The following is a 15728-nucleotide window of genomic DNA, read 5'->3' as shown; positions in this document are numbered from 1 at the left end:
AAATCTTGCACATTCTCATCCCAAGTCATGGTTTTAGACCAAATTCATGGTTATGCTGTGTCATTATTTCGCTCTATTTTTAAAAAATTATGGCTAAAGCAAAAACGGTGTATCGTTGTGAACAATGTGGTGCAGATCATCCAAAATGGGGGGGGCAATGTTCAGACTGTGGCGAATGGAATACCCTCACCGAGGTCAGTATTGCCCCGGCAGTCACACACCGTGCTCAACCTAAAATGGGCGGGGGCTACGCGGGTCAAGCAGCTGCCATTACCACACTCAATCAAGTCTCTGTCTCCCATGAAACACGCCTACACACTGGGATTGGTGAATTTGACCGTGTGTTAGGCGGTGGTCTCGTCACAGGTTCAGTGGTGCTGATTGGCGGTGATCCCGGTATTGGTAAATCGACTATTTTGCTGCAAACAGCCACCCATATGGCATCAGCACAAAGTCCTGCTCTGTATGTCACAGGTGAGGAATCTTTGTCGCAAGTGGCATTACGTGCACAGCGTTTAGACTTACCTACTGCGCAGCTCAAAGTCATGGCAGAAACCTGTGTTGAGCGTATTTGTGAGGTCTTAGCGCATGAACGCCCTGCGGTCGCCATTTTAGATTCAATTCAGACTTTATATACCGAAACATTACAGTCCGCTCCGGGTGGTGTGTCCCAAATTCGTGAATCTGCTGCACTCCTGACTCGTTTTGCCAAAAACAGTGGCACAGCTTTGTTCTTGGTCGGTCATGTCACCAAAGAAGGTGCACTCGCAGGTCCACGTGTCTTAGAACACATGGTGGATTGCGTGCTTTATTTTGAAGGTCAGTCCGATTCTCGCTACCGCATGATTCGTGCGGTCAAAAACCGTTTTGGTGCCGTGAATGAGTTGGGTGTCTTTGGCATGACCGATAAGGGACTCAAAGAAGTCGCCAATCCCTCCGCAATTTTTCTGAGCCGATATGATGAAGCCATTCCCGGTTCTGTGGTGATGATCAGTCGTGAAGGCACTCGCCCACTTCTGGTTGAAGTACAAGCCTTAGTGGATGATGCGCATGGTCAACCTCGCCGTGTTGCACTGGGTTTAGAACAAAATCGACTCAATATGCTGCTTGCAGTGATGCATCGTCATGGTGGTGTACAAACCTCAGGACAAGATGTTTACGTCAACGTGGTCGGTGGACTGAAAATTACCGAAACCGGTTCAGATTTGGCGGTGCTTTTGGCCTGCGCTTCAAGCTTAAGATCTAAAGCACTGCCGCAACAATTGGCAGTCTTTGGTGAAGTCGGGCTTTCAGGTGAAATTCGCCCTGTGCCGAATGGACAAGAACGTCTAAAAGAAGCCATTAAACATGGTTTTAAATATATTATTGTGCCACGCGGTAATGCTCCACAAAAACAACCGGATGGGGTACGCATTATTGCCGTGGCTCGACTGCATGAGGCTTTAGCAGAAGCGATGCAACTCAGTGATGAGTTGAACTAGAATGTTCACGTTATTATCAACTGATTTTATTTCAAAGTTTTTTGCTAAAATTTGTGTTTAAAGATTGAATTTCCTTGCAAAAGACTGCATATATAAAGCTACATTTAATGACTTATTTAGAGTAGGAAGATTCGATGGAAGTTCGACAGCGTGGTTTGATGGCTACCCTTTTGGCTGCAAGCTTATTGGTTGCACCTTTAGCAGAAGCGAAACGTGCCGGTGGTGGTAAAAGCCATGGTATGAGCCGTTCAAACACCTCTAGCCAATCATATTCACAACCGAGCCAGTCTTATCAACAGCCTCGTCCTGTGCAACAGCCTGCGCCAACTGCACCTCAAAAATCAGGTCCGGGTGTGGGCGGTATGGTTGCAGCGGGTGTTGCGGGTGCTGCAATTGGTGCAGTGGCTGCCAATGCGCTAGCAGATGATAAACCGAATGCTGCAAATCAAGCATCAGCGAGCGAAGCTCAAGTTCAACAAGCAGCACCTGCTCAACAAGAAGAGAAAGGTGGCATCCCAAGTTGGATTTGGTTACTGATCATTGCTGCAGGTGCGTTCTTCATCTTCCGTAAACTCGGTGCAAAAAAAAAATTAGCCACTAATAATCCGTATGCGCCAAATAGTGCAGGTCCTGCATCTGCATCATTTGGTCAGCCTGCGCCACGTTCAGGTGACAACAGCAACATTTTCGGTCAGAACTTGGGTGGCAATGCGGCTCCAACTCAAGCACCGTTTGGTGGTGCCTCTTTCCAAAGTGGCAATCAATTACCGGATGGTACTGAACCTGCTGCGTTCTTACGTATTGCACGTCAACGCTTCAATCATATTCAATCTATGAATACGGCAAGCAATATTTCTGAAATTCAGCGCTATTTAACGCCTGACCTATATAGCTCAATGTATAACGACATCATGGCGAACCAAGATCAAGACGTTGCTGAATTCTCGAATTTGAATGCAATGGTGACGGACACTGCAACTGAAAACGGTCAGTATGTCGTGAGCGTGCGCTTTACAGGTACAGTGAGCGAAGACTTAAACAGCTTGCCACAACCTTTTGCTGAAGTTTGGCATTTTGTAAAACCTGCAGGTTCTAGCCAAGATTGGTTGGTTGCGGGTATCCAGCAAGAAAGTTAATCTCAATTTAGTTTTGAAAAAGCCAGTGATTCTTCACTGGCTTTTTTATTTCTTAATTATTTCAGACAAATCCAAACCGACGTTTAGAAAAAATTCACTACATCGTTTACATGCACATTCTTGTAATGAACAACGTAATAACTGCTATCTCTTTATTCTCGACATATTCAGTCCAATCTGTATTCAATTTATTCAAAGCGCTTAATCACGCATTATATTCTTGTTGCTATCATTTCAGCTTCTGCAAACATCAATACTTGTGCTAGCTCAGCTCTCCCAATCACCTTGCATTAACTTTATTGGTCATTCGGGGGAATGATTATGAGAAATGCTCGATGGAATGTCCTTATCGAGCCTAGTCTGTATATCACGCCTAGCCTATTCATTATTTATAAATCTAAGTTTAGAGAATCTGACCCTTATGGGTAGGTCATTAACAAGATAGAACCCTCTAAAATATTAAACGTCTTTCATAAATCAATTTTTATCCTATTAAAATTTAATAATGAAGATTCCCTCTCCTTTTAGGAGATGAGAAGCAGGCTTCGTAAAGGAGAGGTTGTTTTCAGATTAAAATACTCTCATCCCTACTTTTTCACAGAGAGAGTAGGAAATTTCATTGATCCTTTAGATCGTGGTTCTATGATCATTTTTTGATTTTTGAAAGAACTCTATTATTTCGAATTCTTTTACTGTTATGAAACTTCATTCAATATATCGAAATTTTGTCCAATATTTGATTTGATATATGCGTAAAAAAGCCCTCAATTGAGGGCTTTTTTACGATGCTTGACTGATGACGTTAAAACCAATACTCAAGCATTAACGCTGTGGCAATGGAATATATTGAGAATCCGTGTTTTGTTGAAGCTTACGCTCACCAACCACAACATCTACAGTCACGGCTTCATTATCACGAATCACATAGATTTTCACGGTACTTTTCGGTGCTTGCAGTGCCACATAATTAATTAAATGGGATGCTGAATCAATTTCGACATCATTGACTTTAACAATCTTATCGCCGATTTTCAGACCCGCTAAATCCGCTGGACCTGATTTAAGCACATCTGCAACCAATACCCCTTTTTCACGTGGCTTTAATACATCTTCTTGATTTGGTGGAACCAAGCTAATGCCTAACCAACCCCGAATCACACGACCATCTTTTAAAATCGCATTCATAATTTGCTGACAGATTTTTGCAGGAATCGCAAAGCCGATGCCTAAAGATCCGCCGGATTGCGAGAAGATTGCGGTATTCACTCCAATCAGATTGCCGGCAACATCAATCAATGCACCGCCTGAGTTACCCGGATTAATCGCAGCATCAGTTTGAATAAAATCTTCATAGGTATTGATGCCTAAATCAGAACGCCCTGTCGCCGAAATAATCCCTTGGGTCACGGTTTGACCTACCCCGAATGGATTACCAATCGCAAGCACCACATCACCAACTTCATTGCCACTGAGTTTAAATGGCAAGACGGGTAATTGATCAAGTTCAATTTTAATCACCGCCAAATCACTATCAGGATCCGTACCAATCACTTTCGCTTCAGCACGGCGTCCATCATACAACCCCACCACAATTTGATCTGCTTGGGCAATCACATGGTTGTTGGTCAAGATGTAACCATCAGGACGGACAATCACCCCTGAACCCAAACTGTTCTCAGACTGGGTTTGTTCAGGAATATTATTTTCAAAAAATTCTCTAAACGCAGGATCATTCAAAAGTGGATGATTTCGCTTCACTTTCTGCGTAGTAAAGATATTCACTACCGCAGGTGCAGCCACTTTCACCGCAGCACTATAGGACACGACACCGCCCGCACGAGAGGTATCCACCAATGGCTCTACTTTCTCCGCAGGGAGTTTCACACCATCTGCAGATACAGGGGCTTTCGGCAAATGTAACCTTTGCCAAGCGACGAAACTGATGATGACAATAATGAGTAACACCCAAGGTAACCAAGTAAAGGACCGGCGCACTTTCTATTCCTCTAAGAATTATTTAATGTATTGATGACTAAGAATTTTCTCTATTGTAATCAAAAACGCAACAGATACATAAATTTCACAAAAGACTTTTGTTCAGCTTTAGTTAAGATTGAAAATATGTTTTGATATTTTAAATGACATCTTATCTAGAAGCGTTATGGCAAATTTAAACGAAATTATCCAATGGTGCGATCAAACCCTTAAATCACATGAATTTAAAGACTATGCGCCGAATGGTCTTCAAATTGAAGGCAAGTCAGAAGTCAAAAAAATATTGTGTGCTGTGACTGCCTCTCAAACGGCAATTGATGCCGCCATTGCTTATGGCGCAGATTTATTACTGGTGCACCATGGCTATTTTTGGAAAGGCGAACCCTACCCGATCACAGGTATGCGAGGTAAACGCATTAAAAGCTTAATCCAACATGATATTTCATTGGTCGGCTATCACTTACCTTTAGATAGTCACCCAACAATTGGTAACAATGCAGCCATTGCAGACTTACTTGAGCTTGAACATATTCAAGCACTTGATCCGAATGAACGCAATCCGATTGGTAATATTGGCTACTTAAAATCAGCCATGTCTCCTGAAGCGTTTAAGCAATTTGCTTCAGAAAAACTAGGATTTGATGCAATTCATTTACCTGCAGACAAAACATCGATTCAAAAAGTCGGTTTTTGTACCGGCGGTGCGCAAGATTATATTAAAAAAGCAGCCGACCAAGACTGTGATGCCTATATTTCAGGTGAAGTGTCTGAACGTACCTTCTATGAAGCACAAGAACTGAATGTTCATTATTATGCTTGTGGTCACCATGCCACTGAAAAATATGGCGTTCAACGTTTGGCTAAAGCTATTTCAGAACAGTTTAATATTGAGTATAGTTATTTCGAATTGAACAATCCGATTTAATTCAGTCAGACTGCGGTTGGCATTTTCTTTATACGTATAAGTTCGGGCTTTATTCTGTATTCTTATTTATAAGCAATGCGCAATTTGCCTAAAGAATCTATTACAATAAAGCCACTTAATGTCAAAACCCAGCAAAACGCAAGGAATTGAAAACATGACAACGATTACTTTACCGGCTCTACCATACGGTTACGAAGATCTTGCTCCACACATCAGCAAAGAAACTTTAGAATACCATCACGACAAACATCACAATACTTATGTTGTTAACCTTAACAACCTAATCAAAGGCACTGATCTTGAAGGTAAAACTTTAGAAGAAATCATCCAAGCGACTGCTGGCGATGCATCTAAAGCAGGTATTTTCAACAATGCTGCTCAAGTTTGGAACCACACATTCTACTGGAACTGTTTGGCTAAAAACGGCGGTGGTAAACCAACAGGCGTATTGGCTGCTAAAATTGATGAAGCTTTCGGTTCTTACGAAAAATTCGCTGAAGAATTTGCTGCTGCTGCAACGACTCAGTTCGGTTCAGGTTGGGCATGGTTAGTTGCGGATCAAGTAAACGGTAAATTATCGATTACTAAAACTGCTAATGCGGATACTCCACTTGCTCACGGTCAAGTTGCAGTATTAACCATCGACGTTTGGGAACATGCTTACTACATCGACTTCCGTAACGCGCGTCCTAAATACATCTCTACTTTCCTAGAAAGCCTAGTGAACTGGGATTACGCAAACGCGAAATATGCAGGTCAAGAAGCAGGCGTTGAAAAATAAGTTTGCGTTAAGCACTTAATTTTCGTACAAAAAATCGTCCTTTATGGGCGATTTTTTTATTTTTATGCCAAAACTGAATATTTATAAAGCAAACAATTCATTTGTTTAAATTATTTGGTTGACGAGTTTCATTTTCATCCCTAAAATGCGCATCAGATTCTCCAATAGCTCAGTCGGTAGAGCGACGGACTGTTAATCCGCAGGTCCCTGGTTCGAGCCCAGGTTGGAGAGCCATCTATTCTTCCATAGCTCAGTCGGTAGAGCGACGGACTGTTAATCCGCAGGTCCCTGGTTCGAGCCCAGGTGGAAGAGCCAGATTCTAAAAAGCCCACTCATTGCGAAGTGGGCTTTTTTTATATCTTATTGTTTTAAATCAGCCCTTCATATCAATATTCGTATTGAACTGTGATTCACATAAAATTATCTTGCATATATAACTGTGCGAAAGACCAATAACAATGAATATGTCTTGGCTGAAATCGATGATTTTTTGGATCGTCTTAATTCTCATCATCCTGTTTATTTTTAAATGCTCTCAACAATCTGAAGCCAATAAAGCTGCCCCAACACTCATGTATGAGCGACTCTATCAATGCACCCAACAGCTTCCAATTCAGTCTCAACAGGCACTCATTCAACAGATCCAAAACTCGGTAACCACTGAAATGCCACAATCTGAACTGATGCAACTGCTCAATGCTTGCCGTAAAGCCAATCCACTAAAATCAAAGCAAGACTATGTAAATGCAATAAAAATGTTGAAATAAACAGCTTTTAGATCAAATTTAAATCATTTAATTCATATTTCTTATATTTTTAAACAGAATGACTTGACCCCTGCTGAAATGTCCTTATAATCGCACTCAGATTCTCCAATAGCTCAGTCGGTAGAGCGACGGACTGTTAATCCGCAGGTCCCTGGTTCGAGCCCAGGTTGGAGAGCCAAGATTCTAAAAACCCACTCTTTCGAGTGGGTTTTTTCTTATCTACTGAAAAGCTCTACGCTTAAAAGACAGCTCCCGTGATTCATGCAAGTCAAATGACATTTTTTCTGATTGGATGTGCAGCGAGTCTTGCCCTCTTGACCCTGATCGTATTTGAAAAAGTCAAAGTCAAAACCCCTAAATCTCCCAAACCCCAAGATAAACGGGAATATTATTCCAAGCCTGTCATTACCCGCTTTGAAACCAAAATGTTTCAACGACTTAAAAATGCTTTACCAGATCATCATGTTCTCGCTCAAGTCGCGTTCAGTTCACTCATTACCAGTGACTACATGCCGACTCGGAATAAATTTAATCGTAAGGTCACTGACTTCGTCATCTTAAATAAACATTTGGATGTGGTCTGCATTATTGAATTGGATGACCCAACTCATCATGGTAAAGAAGATGAAGATGCGAAGCGCGATGCGATGCTTGCTGAAGCCGGTTATACGGTATTACGCTATACCAGCATTCCAAGTATTCGACAGCTCCAAAAAGACATCTTATAAGATTCAATTTTCAGATATTAAAAAAGGAGCCGAAGCTCCTTTTTTTCGCTGTTAATCTTAATTAGCAGGCATATTCTGTTTAATAAACTGCACAACTTCAGCATTCTTTTTCACAATGGCTTGGGTATGTGTTGCATCATCTACGATATCTAAAACTACTTTTGGTGTAGAACCCAAATTATTTAGATTTTCAACCAACGCTTGTGTCACTTGATAAGGCACAGCTGTATCCAATTTACCTTGCACCACATAAACCGGTTTATCAAACTTTTTGGTTGCAGGCTGATTGTCTGCTAAGAACTTCTTAATCACTGCATTATTTTCAAAGCCATTTTTTAAACCTGGATAATCTAAGACAGATTTGCCCGGATTTTTGACCAAGAATTCTGCTATTTTCAATGAAAACTCATCCATCAATGGACTAAGACATAAACCGTTTTCACCTGTGGTTCCCTCTGCTTTTTCGGCAATGAATTTTGAATCATCTTCAAAAATTTCACCCAAATTAAATTGGGGATTGTAAGCACGGATCCCTACTGCAGTATAAGCTGCGTAAGCCAACAATTCTGAATAAACTGCGATCGAGGTTCCTGTTGGATAAAGCCCTGCTTTTTCAGCTTGTTCAAGTTGTGCAATGGCTGTAGGCGCAACTTGCGTAATAATGTAACCTAGACTCGATGCAGGAGCCGTTGCCACCGCACCTTTAAAATCAGGATTGCTATTGGACAGTTCAGCAATCCCCAGTGATGAATGTCCACCTTGCGACTGACCGATCGACATCCATGATTTGCTCAAATTACTGCCGTATTTTTCATGCGCAGCTTTAATTGCGTAAATTGCAGAATTGGCTGCGCTGTTTAAGTTTAAATAGGGATGGATGCCTGGCGTACCTAATCCCTCATAGTCTGGCGCAACAATCACATAACCTGCCTCTAATAAGCTTTTCGCAAGAATTTCGAAACGCTCATTCAATGGGTTATTACTTGGCGCACAATCATCCCCCACCCCTGTCGTACCATGTGACCATACCACCACAGGCCACCCATTTGCTGGCTTGGCAGTTTTCGGAAACATAACCATCGCTGTAGCTTTAGCAGATTTCCCCATTACATTTGGCATTACATAGGTCATTACTTTAATATTTGCCGCTTCCGCTAGACTATCTTTCGTGTAGGTAGTTTCAGATTGATAAATACGCGTAGACGCATATTCATCACGATCATTATCATCATCGTTACATGCAGAAAGGAATAATGCGGTCGAACACGTAAGAGCAATTAAAGTCTTTTTAAATAACTTATCCATTTATTCATCTTCCTTATTGTTGTTTTAAATCAACTCATCATGAGCTACTCATAATTAAACATAAAAAAAAGCATCTGACTAGAATGCTTTTTCTCAATCTGAATAATCTCTTAAATGGATTTAAATAAATGAAACACAAATCCCCATAAAGATGATTAAACCGACCCAACGATTGTGTCTAAATGCCCAGAAACAACGCTGTGGGTTACGATCTTTGGTTTTAGTCCATTGGTAAATAAAATCTCCTGCAACCAAAAGCAATGCGATCACACCGAAAGGCATCAATAAATGTTCAATATATAAGGCATAACCAATCAATAAAATGCTGGTGAGCTGTAATAGTGAGATGATTTGGATATCATATTTTCCAAATAAAATCGCAGTCGACTTTACCCCAATTTTTAAATCGTATTCACGGTCAGTAATTGCATATTGCGTGTCATACGCCACTGTCCATGCCAAATTGCCAAAATAAAGTAACCAACAGGTCAGATTAGGCTCCACACCTACTGCCGTATAGGCCATCGGAATCGACCAAGAAAATGCCGCGCCCAAGAACACTTGTGGCAAATGAGTAAAGCGCTTCATGAATGGATAGATAAAGGCTAAGAACAACGCACCAAAAGACCAGTAGAAGGTTTCTATTGGCAGAAAGAAAAGCATGCAAGCACTGGCTGCGACCAAAACCAAAAACACATAAATCGCTTCACGACCTCGAATTACCCCAGTGGCAAGCGGACGAGTCTTTGTTCGTTCTACTGCACCATCGACTTTACGATCCGCGAAATCATTAATGGCACAGCCTGCAGCACGCATAAAAATCGTGCCGAGGATCATGGGTACCAAAACAGCAATACTCGGTATACCTTGATTGGCCACCCAGAGCGCCCACATGGTTGGCCAGAAGACCAATTCTGTGCCAATCGGCTTATCGAAACGACACAAATAATAATATGCGCTTAAACGCTCACGCCAACCGATCGCTTGTACCACCGCCATGCCAATCCATCATCCTATTTTCGTTGCAGAAACTGTTCAAAATTTGCTAAAAACGTTTCTTGCACAATAAATTTACAACCATGCCAAGTATAACAGCTCTGTCGGGTCCAACCATCCTTCAACCACAGTACACGGCGCTCACATGTCGGATTGGTGCGCTGAAACAAATACCAGCCAATCGGTTTTTTTCGGATATACCGAAATATGCGCGCACGCTTTTGTAAGCTCAATATCGGAAAAATACTGGTCGCTTTCACCCAAGGTTCAGCTTCACAACCAAACAGTAGGCTTTCACGCACCCAAGAGGTGTGCTGTATTGGCATTCCCATCCACATCGCATCATTGCGTTTTAAGCGTTGAAAATGCTCAAGTACAGGCTCAACATGGAATTGACCATGCGCAAGTGACGTTATTTGCTGAGTCAAAGAGCCTGAGGCATACAGCCAAGGTTTTAAATATTCAGGAATATGTTGATGCTGAACGCTTGCTATGGTGTTGTGACGCATAAATCCCTGACTCAAATGACACTAATGAATGAACGACCTGATTAAACAATCGATCAAAGCTGATTTAATTCAATAATCTTAAGCGCTTATTTTTAAAACCCTTTCATCCATACTTCAAGTATAAAACTGTAGTATGAAATGCCAATCACTTAAGCATTGTCCGTTTTAGCAATCACTTCAAACTTGCCTTGCGGAGTTTTCACTAAAATAAGCCCCTCCGCACTGATATAAAAATTTGGCGGATAATCAAACTTTAACGCCAACTCCGGATTTTTCAGTTCGATAAATTCTGCTTGTTTATAGCCTTCAACTGTACGCCCAATTTCCATATAAGTGACTTCTGAGAAATTCAGTTTAAAGCCCTTGTCATGATCTTGCGGATCAATCCAAGGAAAAAACCCAGTGTGTTTCTTACGTGGCTTTGCCATGAGTATCATCTTCAAAAAATTTATCTCATCATACAAAAAAACCCGCGACATACGCGGGCTTTTTTTACAGTGAAATTTCCAAAGAAATTACAAGCTGTAGTACATATCAAATTCAACTGGGTGAGTTGTCGTGTTCAAACGACGAACTTCTTCAGTTTTAAGCTCGATGTAAGCATCCAGCATTTCTTTCGTGAACACGCCACCTTTTAGGAGGTAATCGTGATCGGCTTGAAGTGCTTCTAACGCCATATCTAAGCTGTGTGCCACTGTTGGGATTTTCGCTTCTTCTTCAGGAGGAAGATCGTACAAGTTTTTGTCAGCAGCTTCACCTGGGTGAATCTTGTTTTGGATACCGTCAAGACCCGCCATCAACAATGCCGCGAAACCTAGGTACGGGTTCATCATTGGATCTGGGAAACGCGCTTCGATACGCTTGCCTTTCGGGCTAGAAACGTAAGGAATACGGATAGAAGCAGAACGGTTACGTGCTGAGTAAGCCAACATGATCGGTGCTTCATAGTGTGGTACTAAACGCTTGTACGAGTTTGTAGAAGGGTTAGTAATCGCATTTAAAGAACGCGCATGTTTAATCACACCACCAATGAAGTACAACGCCATTTCTGACAAACCAGCGTATTCATCACCCGCGAACAAGTTCTTGCCATCTTTAGAGATGGACATATGCACGTGCATACCAGAACCGTTATCACCTACCATTGGTTTAGGCATAAAGGTTGCAGTTTTCGCATATTGGTGTGCAACGTTCCAAACCGCATATTTGAACTGCTGTACTTCGTCCGCTTTACGCACCATGGTGTTAAAGCTCACGCCAATTTCTAACTGGCAAGAAGCAACTTCGTGGTGATGCACTTCTACACGACCTGGACCCATGATGTCTTCAATACGTGCACACATATCTGCACGCATATCGTGTGAAGAATCTACTGGCGGAACTGGGAAGTAACCACCTTTCACACGTGGACGGTGACCTGAGTTACCACCTTCGTAATCTTTAGCTGTAGACCAAGCCGCTTCTTCAGCGATCAATGTGTGGCGCGCGCCAGACATGTCGATGTCCCATTTTACTTCGTCAAATACGAAGAATTCTGGTTCTGGACCAAAGAATGCAGTATCACCAATACCAGTCGATTTTAAATATTCTTCTGCACGACGAGCGATAGAGCGTGGATCGCGATCATAACCTTGACCTGTAGAAGGTTCGATTACGTCACAAGTAACAACAACTGTAGCTTCAGCAAAGAACGGGTCCAAGAAACCTGTTTCAGCATCTGGACGCAAGATCATGTCCGATGCTTCGATACCTTTCCAGCCAGAAATTGAAGAACCATCGAACATTTTACCATCTTCGAATGTATCTTCATCAATGGTATCCGCAGGGTAAGTTACGTGCTGCTCTTTACCTTTAGTATCGGTAAAGCGAAAATCAACCCATTTAGCGCCACTTTCTTTGATGAGTTCTAGGACCTTGTTCGCCATGCTCATTTTACTCCAATGTTTTTTGGTTGCACATGAAAGTGCGTGTTAGTAGTTGGCAGTTATTAAGCAATTACCGTACCAACTTTAAAAAACAATTCTAAAATCCTGAATTCCTTATAAGAAAAGAAGCTTAGATTGTCTATTATTGTGGTTATTATACTGACAGAAAAGTTAAATGCACCATATTCAAACACGGATAAACATTTTAATTTTGAGAAACAATTGAACGCACCAATATGGTGCATTTATAAATTTTAATCGATCGCTAAAGCTTGCTAAAACATAGATTTCGCCTGAGCATGACATCGTTTTACAAAGCATAAATAAAAGAAACGCTTAAGCTGAAAAAATTGCAAGCTGAGTCTGCTGATTATTTAAACTATCTTTAAAATTATGGCTCAGATTCGCTGTGATAAATCAAACAATCATCCAGCCTGATAAGTTTTAAATTGCATTTTAAATGCACCAAATTGGGGTGTAATTGCACTTTCAATGCTCAATTATTCAGCGTTTTTGATCAGTTCACGTGCCATGACGGTTTCGATGAGTAATTCAACATCCTGTTTTTTTCTTGGATCGATTGCAAAAATTGGCATGCGATAAGACCGCATCAGCATCCAATTACGGTATTTCTTTAACAATTGCTGGCTGTCTTGATCAACATGGGTAACCGCAATCACAATATTATCCGTGTGGTCGATAAACAGTTTTAAGTAGTTTTCAAGCTCAGCCAGTGCAGACTTTTGTGCGTGATGAATAAAAATTACTGTCGCGATCGCATCCTCAGACAGCACCGATAAACTCACTTCAATTTGCGCCAATATCGGCGTGATATAGAGATCAATCTCGGCACCATTAAATTGAATTTGACCATTTTCAATGCTAATCACCTGATCTGCATGCTTTCGAGTCTCTATGCTTGGATCTGCTACACATAATGATAAATGTGCGATGTCTGATAGATTTTGCAAGGCAGTGGTTTTCCCTGCCCCACTTGGACCTGTAAAAATAATCTTATTCTGATTCACACTACTTCCCCCTCAGCATTTTTTGAATGATGTCTGATCTATGTACTTGTTATTGAGTTATTGAGTTATTGAGTTATTGAGTCGTTGCTTATTGATTCATCTCTTAAATTGAAATGATCTGCGCTGATTTATCTTTCTTTCTAAAACGACCCAATAAAGCTTTTAAACGTCCTTTAGGTTCAACTACCTCACGACCAATCAAACTCGCATCCTCTGCTGAAATGGCTTTCATGGCTTGACTGAGTAAGGCCACTGCAACAAATTTTTTAATTTTTTCTTTACTCAGTCCTGTCTTGGCTTGCACTTGCAAGACATTGGCACCCTTTTCAAAACAGGCAGCTATTTTATACATGTCTAATCGCTCCAAAATGGTATCGGTCTGTGGCCAATACTCAAGCTGGTAAAAAGTCGATACTGATACATCCTTAATCAGATCAGTTGAATACCACAAGGTATTCCAAAGCCATGAACGTAAATCCAGACCTTGCATGCCACTGACACTTTGGGTCATTTGCATGGTGGCATAAGTATAATTAAGTGAATGATCGGTGCCTTTAATTTTACGGTCGGGATCCAGCCAAACCTGCTCTGTTTTGGTGTTCATCAAAGCCATGTTGCCATTGCCATCAAAGACTTGAATGGTGCCATTACATTCATTAAAAAAGGCGTGAATGACTTTATGAATATCACCGGCTTGAGCTTGAACACGAGGTGAGCGTGCTGCTTTGTCTCGTACAGGGACTTTTAAATAACGGTCTTTAAACCATACTCGAATTTGATCGGTCAGTACAAAAGGTAAATATAAAGTATCGCCTTGAATGGAACCTGAATATTGCTCATCGGTGACCAAGCGCAAATAAGGAATTTTTTTCGTTTGCACCAGATTTTGAATCGCGGATGAGCCAAAAAATAGATCATTGACCAATAAAATATCCATCTCTTGATCGCCAATACTGACCCAATTGATTTGGAGCGTGTCATCATACATTTGAACAATTTTTTGTTTGATGCTGTCTTGAATATTCAGGCTCAAACCAAAAATGGCAATTTTAATCTGTTCCTTCATTTAGCCCCCGCTATTTTCGATTTTTCTGTCTTGATGTGAGTTATTGTTTTAGACATTTCATATTGAAATATGGCACACGTATTAATGTGAATATTTTGCTTATGACTCGATCATAATGGATCGTGCTGTTCTTTTCAGCAGTTTGAATGGCTTTATTTTTCATTGTTTAACAGATTTAAATATTTAATTAACTCCAATTAACTCAATGCTGTTTTCATCGATATGCGGATTTAAGGTGCTTTAAGTAATCTAAACATGATTCAAAAATTAAGCTGAAAAAACCACTTCATACAATTGAAATGTTTAAATCAAATAATTCAACTTTATCTGTTTATTTTTTTGCTATGATGATTGCCACTCATTTGCCTCCCGCCATTTTTCCATACTTTTGAACAGTATGTTTTTATCAAGCTGACAGATCGAGTGTTTACAAGGATCAAAAAGCACAATCCTGTGCATAAATTTCAATAGGTTAGTAGGTTCAGTCTCATGCTTTTAATGATAGACAATTACGATAGCTTTACTTATAACATCGTGCAATATTTCGGCGAGTTAAATCAAGAAGTAAAAGTTGTTCGCAATGATCAAGTCACATTAGAGGAAATTGAGCGATGGCAACCAAAGTACTTGGTTATTGGCCCAGGACCCTGTTCACCGTCTGAAGCAGGCATTTCAATTCCTGCGATTCAGCATTTTGCTGGAAAATTTCCACTGTTGGGTGTATGTCTTGGCCATCAAGCCATTGGACAAGCTTTTGGTGGCAATATTATCCGTGCAAAAAAAGTGATGCATGGTCGTTTATCTGATATGTACCATTCAGACACGGGTATTTTCAGCAATTTACCTTCCCCATTTGCAGCGACACGTTATCACTCTTTGGTGATTGATCAAGCAAGTGTCCCTGACTGTTTGGAAGTGACCTGTTGGACCAATGAACAAGACGGTTCGATGGAAGAAATCATGGGTGTTAAACATAAGACATTGCCGATTGAAGGCGTGCAGTTTCACCCTGAATCGATCTTAAGTGAACATGGTCATCAAATCTTTAAAAACTTCTTAGAAATTTACGCATAAGAGTCACACCTA

Annotated in this window: 15 protein-coding genes and 3 tRNA genes; 10 read left to right on the top strand and 8 right to left on the bottom strand. The window is 41.0% G+C overall.

Annotated elements, in window-relative coordinates:
- Positions 1 to 89: 89 nt before the first annotated feature.
- Both radA and G8D99_RS04465 read left to right on the top strand, forming a co-directional pair.
- Positions 90 to 1481, top strand: coding sequence for a DNA repair protein RadA (gene radA / locus G8D99_RS04470; protein WP_166323008.1), 1392 nt, complete (start codon positions 90 to 92; stop codon positions 1479 to 1481).
- A 134-nt stretch (positions 1482 to 1615) separates the two neighbouring features.
- Complete coding sequence (locus G8D99_RS04465; RefSeq protein WP_166323006.1) at positions 1616 to 2617, top strand: Tim44 domain-containing protein; 1002 nt, start codon at positions 1616 to 1618, stop codon at positions 2615 to 2617.
- A gap of 822 nt (positions 2618 to 3439) precedes the next feature.
- On the opposite strand, the gene G8D99_RS04460 is transcribed toward G8D99_RS04465, so the two are convergent.
- Complete coding sequence (locus G8D99_RS04460) at positions 3440 to 4612, bottom strand: S1C family serine protease (RefSeq protein ID WP_166323004.1); 1173 nt, start codon at positions 4610 to 4612, stop codon at positions 3440 to 3442.
- Positions 4613 to 4778: 166 nt separating this feature from the next.
- Between G8D99_RS04460 and G8D99_RS04455 the strand changes: the two genes are divergently transcribed.
- The 7 genes from G8D99_RS04455 to G8D99_RS04425 all read left to right on the top strand — a co-directional run bounded on the left by G8D99_RS04455 (position 4779) and on the right by G8D99_RS04425 (position 7813).
- Complete coding sequence (locus tag G8D99_RS04455; RefSeq protein ID WP_166323002.1) at positions 4779 to 5537, top strand: Nif3-like dinuclear metal center hexameric protein; 759 nt, start codon at positions 4779 to 4781, stop codon at positions 5535 to 5537.
- A 154-nt stretch (positions 5538 to 5691) separates the two neighbouring features.
- Complete coding sequence (locus tag G8D99_RS04450) at positions 5692 to 6318, top strand: superoxide dismutase (RefSeq protein ID WP_166323000.1); 627 nt, start codon at positions 5692 to 5694, stop codon at positions 6316 to 6318.
- A 158-nt stretch (positions 6319 to 6476) separates the two neighbouring features.
- Positions 6477 to 6552 (top strand) — tRNA-Asn (locus tag G8D99_RS04445).
- Positions 6553 to 6557: 5 nt separating this feature from the next.
- A tRNA-Asn gene (locus G8D99_RS04440) sits at positions 6558 to 6633 on the top strand.
- A 143-nt stretch (positions 6634 to 6776) separates the two neighbouring features.
- Complete coding sequence (locus tag G8D99_RS04435) at positions 6777 to 7085, top strand: hypothetical protein (RefSeq protein ID WP_166322998.1); 309 nt, start codon at positions 6777 to 6779, stop codon at positions 7083 to 7085.
- 102 nt (positions 7086 to 7187) lie between these two features.
- Positions 7188 to 7263 (top strand) — tRNA-Asn (locus G8D99_RS04430).
- A gap of 94 nt (positions 7264 to 7357) precedes the next feature.
- Positions 7358 to 7813, top strand: a complete 456-nt coding sequence (locus G8D99_RS04425) for a DUF2726 domain-containing protein (protein WP_196782900.1) — start codon at positions 7358 to 7360, stop codon at positions 7811 to 7813.
- Between the two features lie 57 nt (positions 7814 to 7870).
- Here G8D99_RS04425 and G8D99_RS04420 read toward each other — a convergent pair whose 3' ends face one another.
- The 7 genes from G8D99_RS04420 to G8D99_RS04390 all read right to left on the bottom strand — a co-directional run bounded on the left by G8D99_RS04420 (position 7871) and on the right by G8D99_RS04390 (position 14642).
- The gene (locus G8D99_RS04420) at positions 7871 to 9118 is read right to left on the bottom strand and encodes an alpha/beta hydrolase (protein ID WP_166322994.1); all 1248 of its coding nucleotides are present in this window, start codon (positions 9116 to 9118) and stop codon (positions 7871 to 7873) included.
- A gap of 120 nt (positions 9119 to 9238) precedes the next feature.
- Positions 9239 to 10117, bottom strand: coding sequence for a 4-hydroxybenzoate octaprenyltransferase (gene ubiA / locus G8D99_RS04415; protein ID WP_166322992.1), 879 nt, complete (start codon positions 10115 to 10117; stop codon positions 9239 to 9241).
- A gap of 14 nt (positions 10118 to 10131) precedes the next feature.
- On the bottom strand, positions 10132 to 10623 hold the full coding sequence (locus tag G8D99_RS04410; RefSeq protein ID WP_166322990.1) for a chorismate--pyruvate lyase family protein: 492 nt from the start codon (positions 10621 to 10623) through the stop codon (positions 10132 to 10134).
- Between the two features lie 149 nt (positions 10624 to 10772).
- A complete protein-coding gene (locus G8D99_RS04405; RefSeq protein WP_166322988.1) occupies positions 10773 to 11051 on the bottom strand; it encodes a hypothetical protein in 279 nt (92 codons plus the stop codon).
- An 87-nt stretch (positions 11052 to 11138) separates the two neighbouring features.
- Positions 11139 to 12554: a type I glutamate--ammonia ligase gene (gene glnA, locus G8D99_RS04400; protein ID WP_171522584.1), complete on the bottom strand. Its 1416-nt coding sequence runs from the start codon at positions 12552 to 12554 to the stop codon at positions 11139 to 11141.
- A gap of 494 nt (positions 12555 to 13048) precedes the next feature.
- Positions 13049 to 13576, bottom strand: coding sequence for a GTP-binding protein (locus tag G8D99_RS04395; protein WP_166322984.1), 528 nt, complete (start codon positions 13574 to 13576; stop codon positions 13049 to 13051).
- Positions 13577 to 13679: 103 nt separating this feature from the next.
- Complete coding sequence (locus G8D99_RS04390; RefSeq protein ID WP_166322982.1) at positions 13680 to 14642, bottom strand: hypothetical protein; 963 nt, start codon at positions 14640 to 14642, stop codon at positions 13680 to 13682.
- Positions 14643 to 15131: 489 nt separating this feature from the next.
- Here G8D99_RS04390 and G8D99_RS04385 point away from each other — a divergent pair, with 489 nt between their 5' ends.
- Entirely contained in the window at positions 15132 to 15716 is a 585-nt protein-coding gene (locus G8D99_RS04385) for an anthranilate synthase component II (RefSeq protein ID WP_166322980.1), read from the top strand.
- Positions 15717 to 15728: the final 12 nt, after the last annotated feature.

The organism is Acinetobacter lanii (genome assembly GCF_011578285.1).
In the GTDB taxonomy this organism is placed as follows: domain Bacteria; phylum Pseudomonadota; class Gammaproteobacteria; order Pseudomonadales; family Moraxellaceae; genus Acinetobacter; species Acinetobacter lanii.
This window is presented reverse-complemented; position numbering and strand designations above follow the sequence as displayed.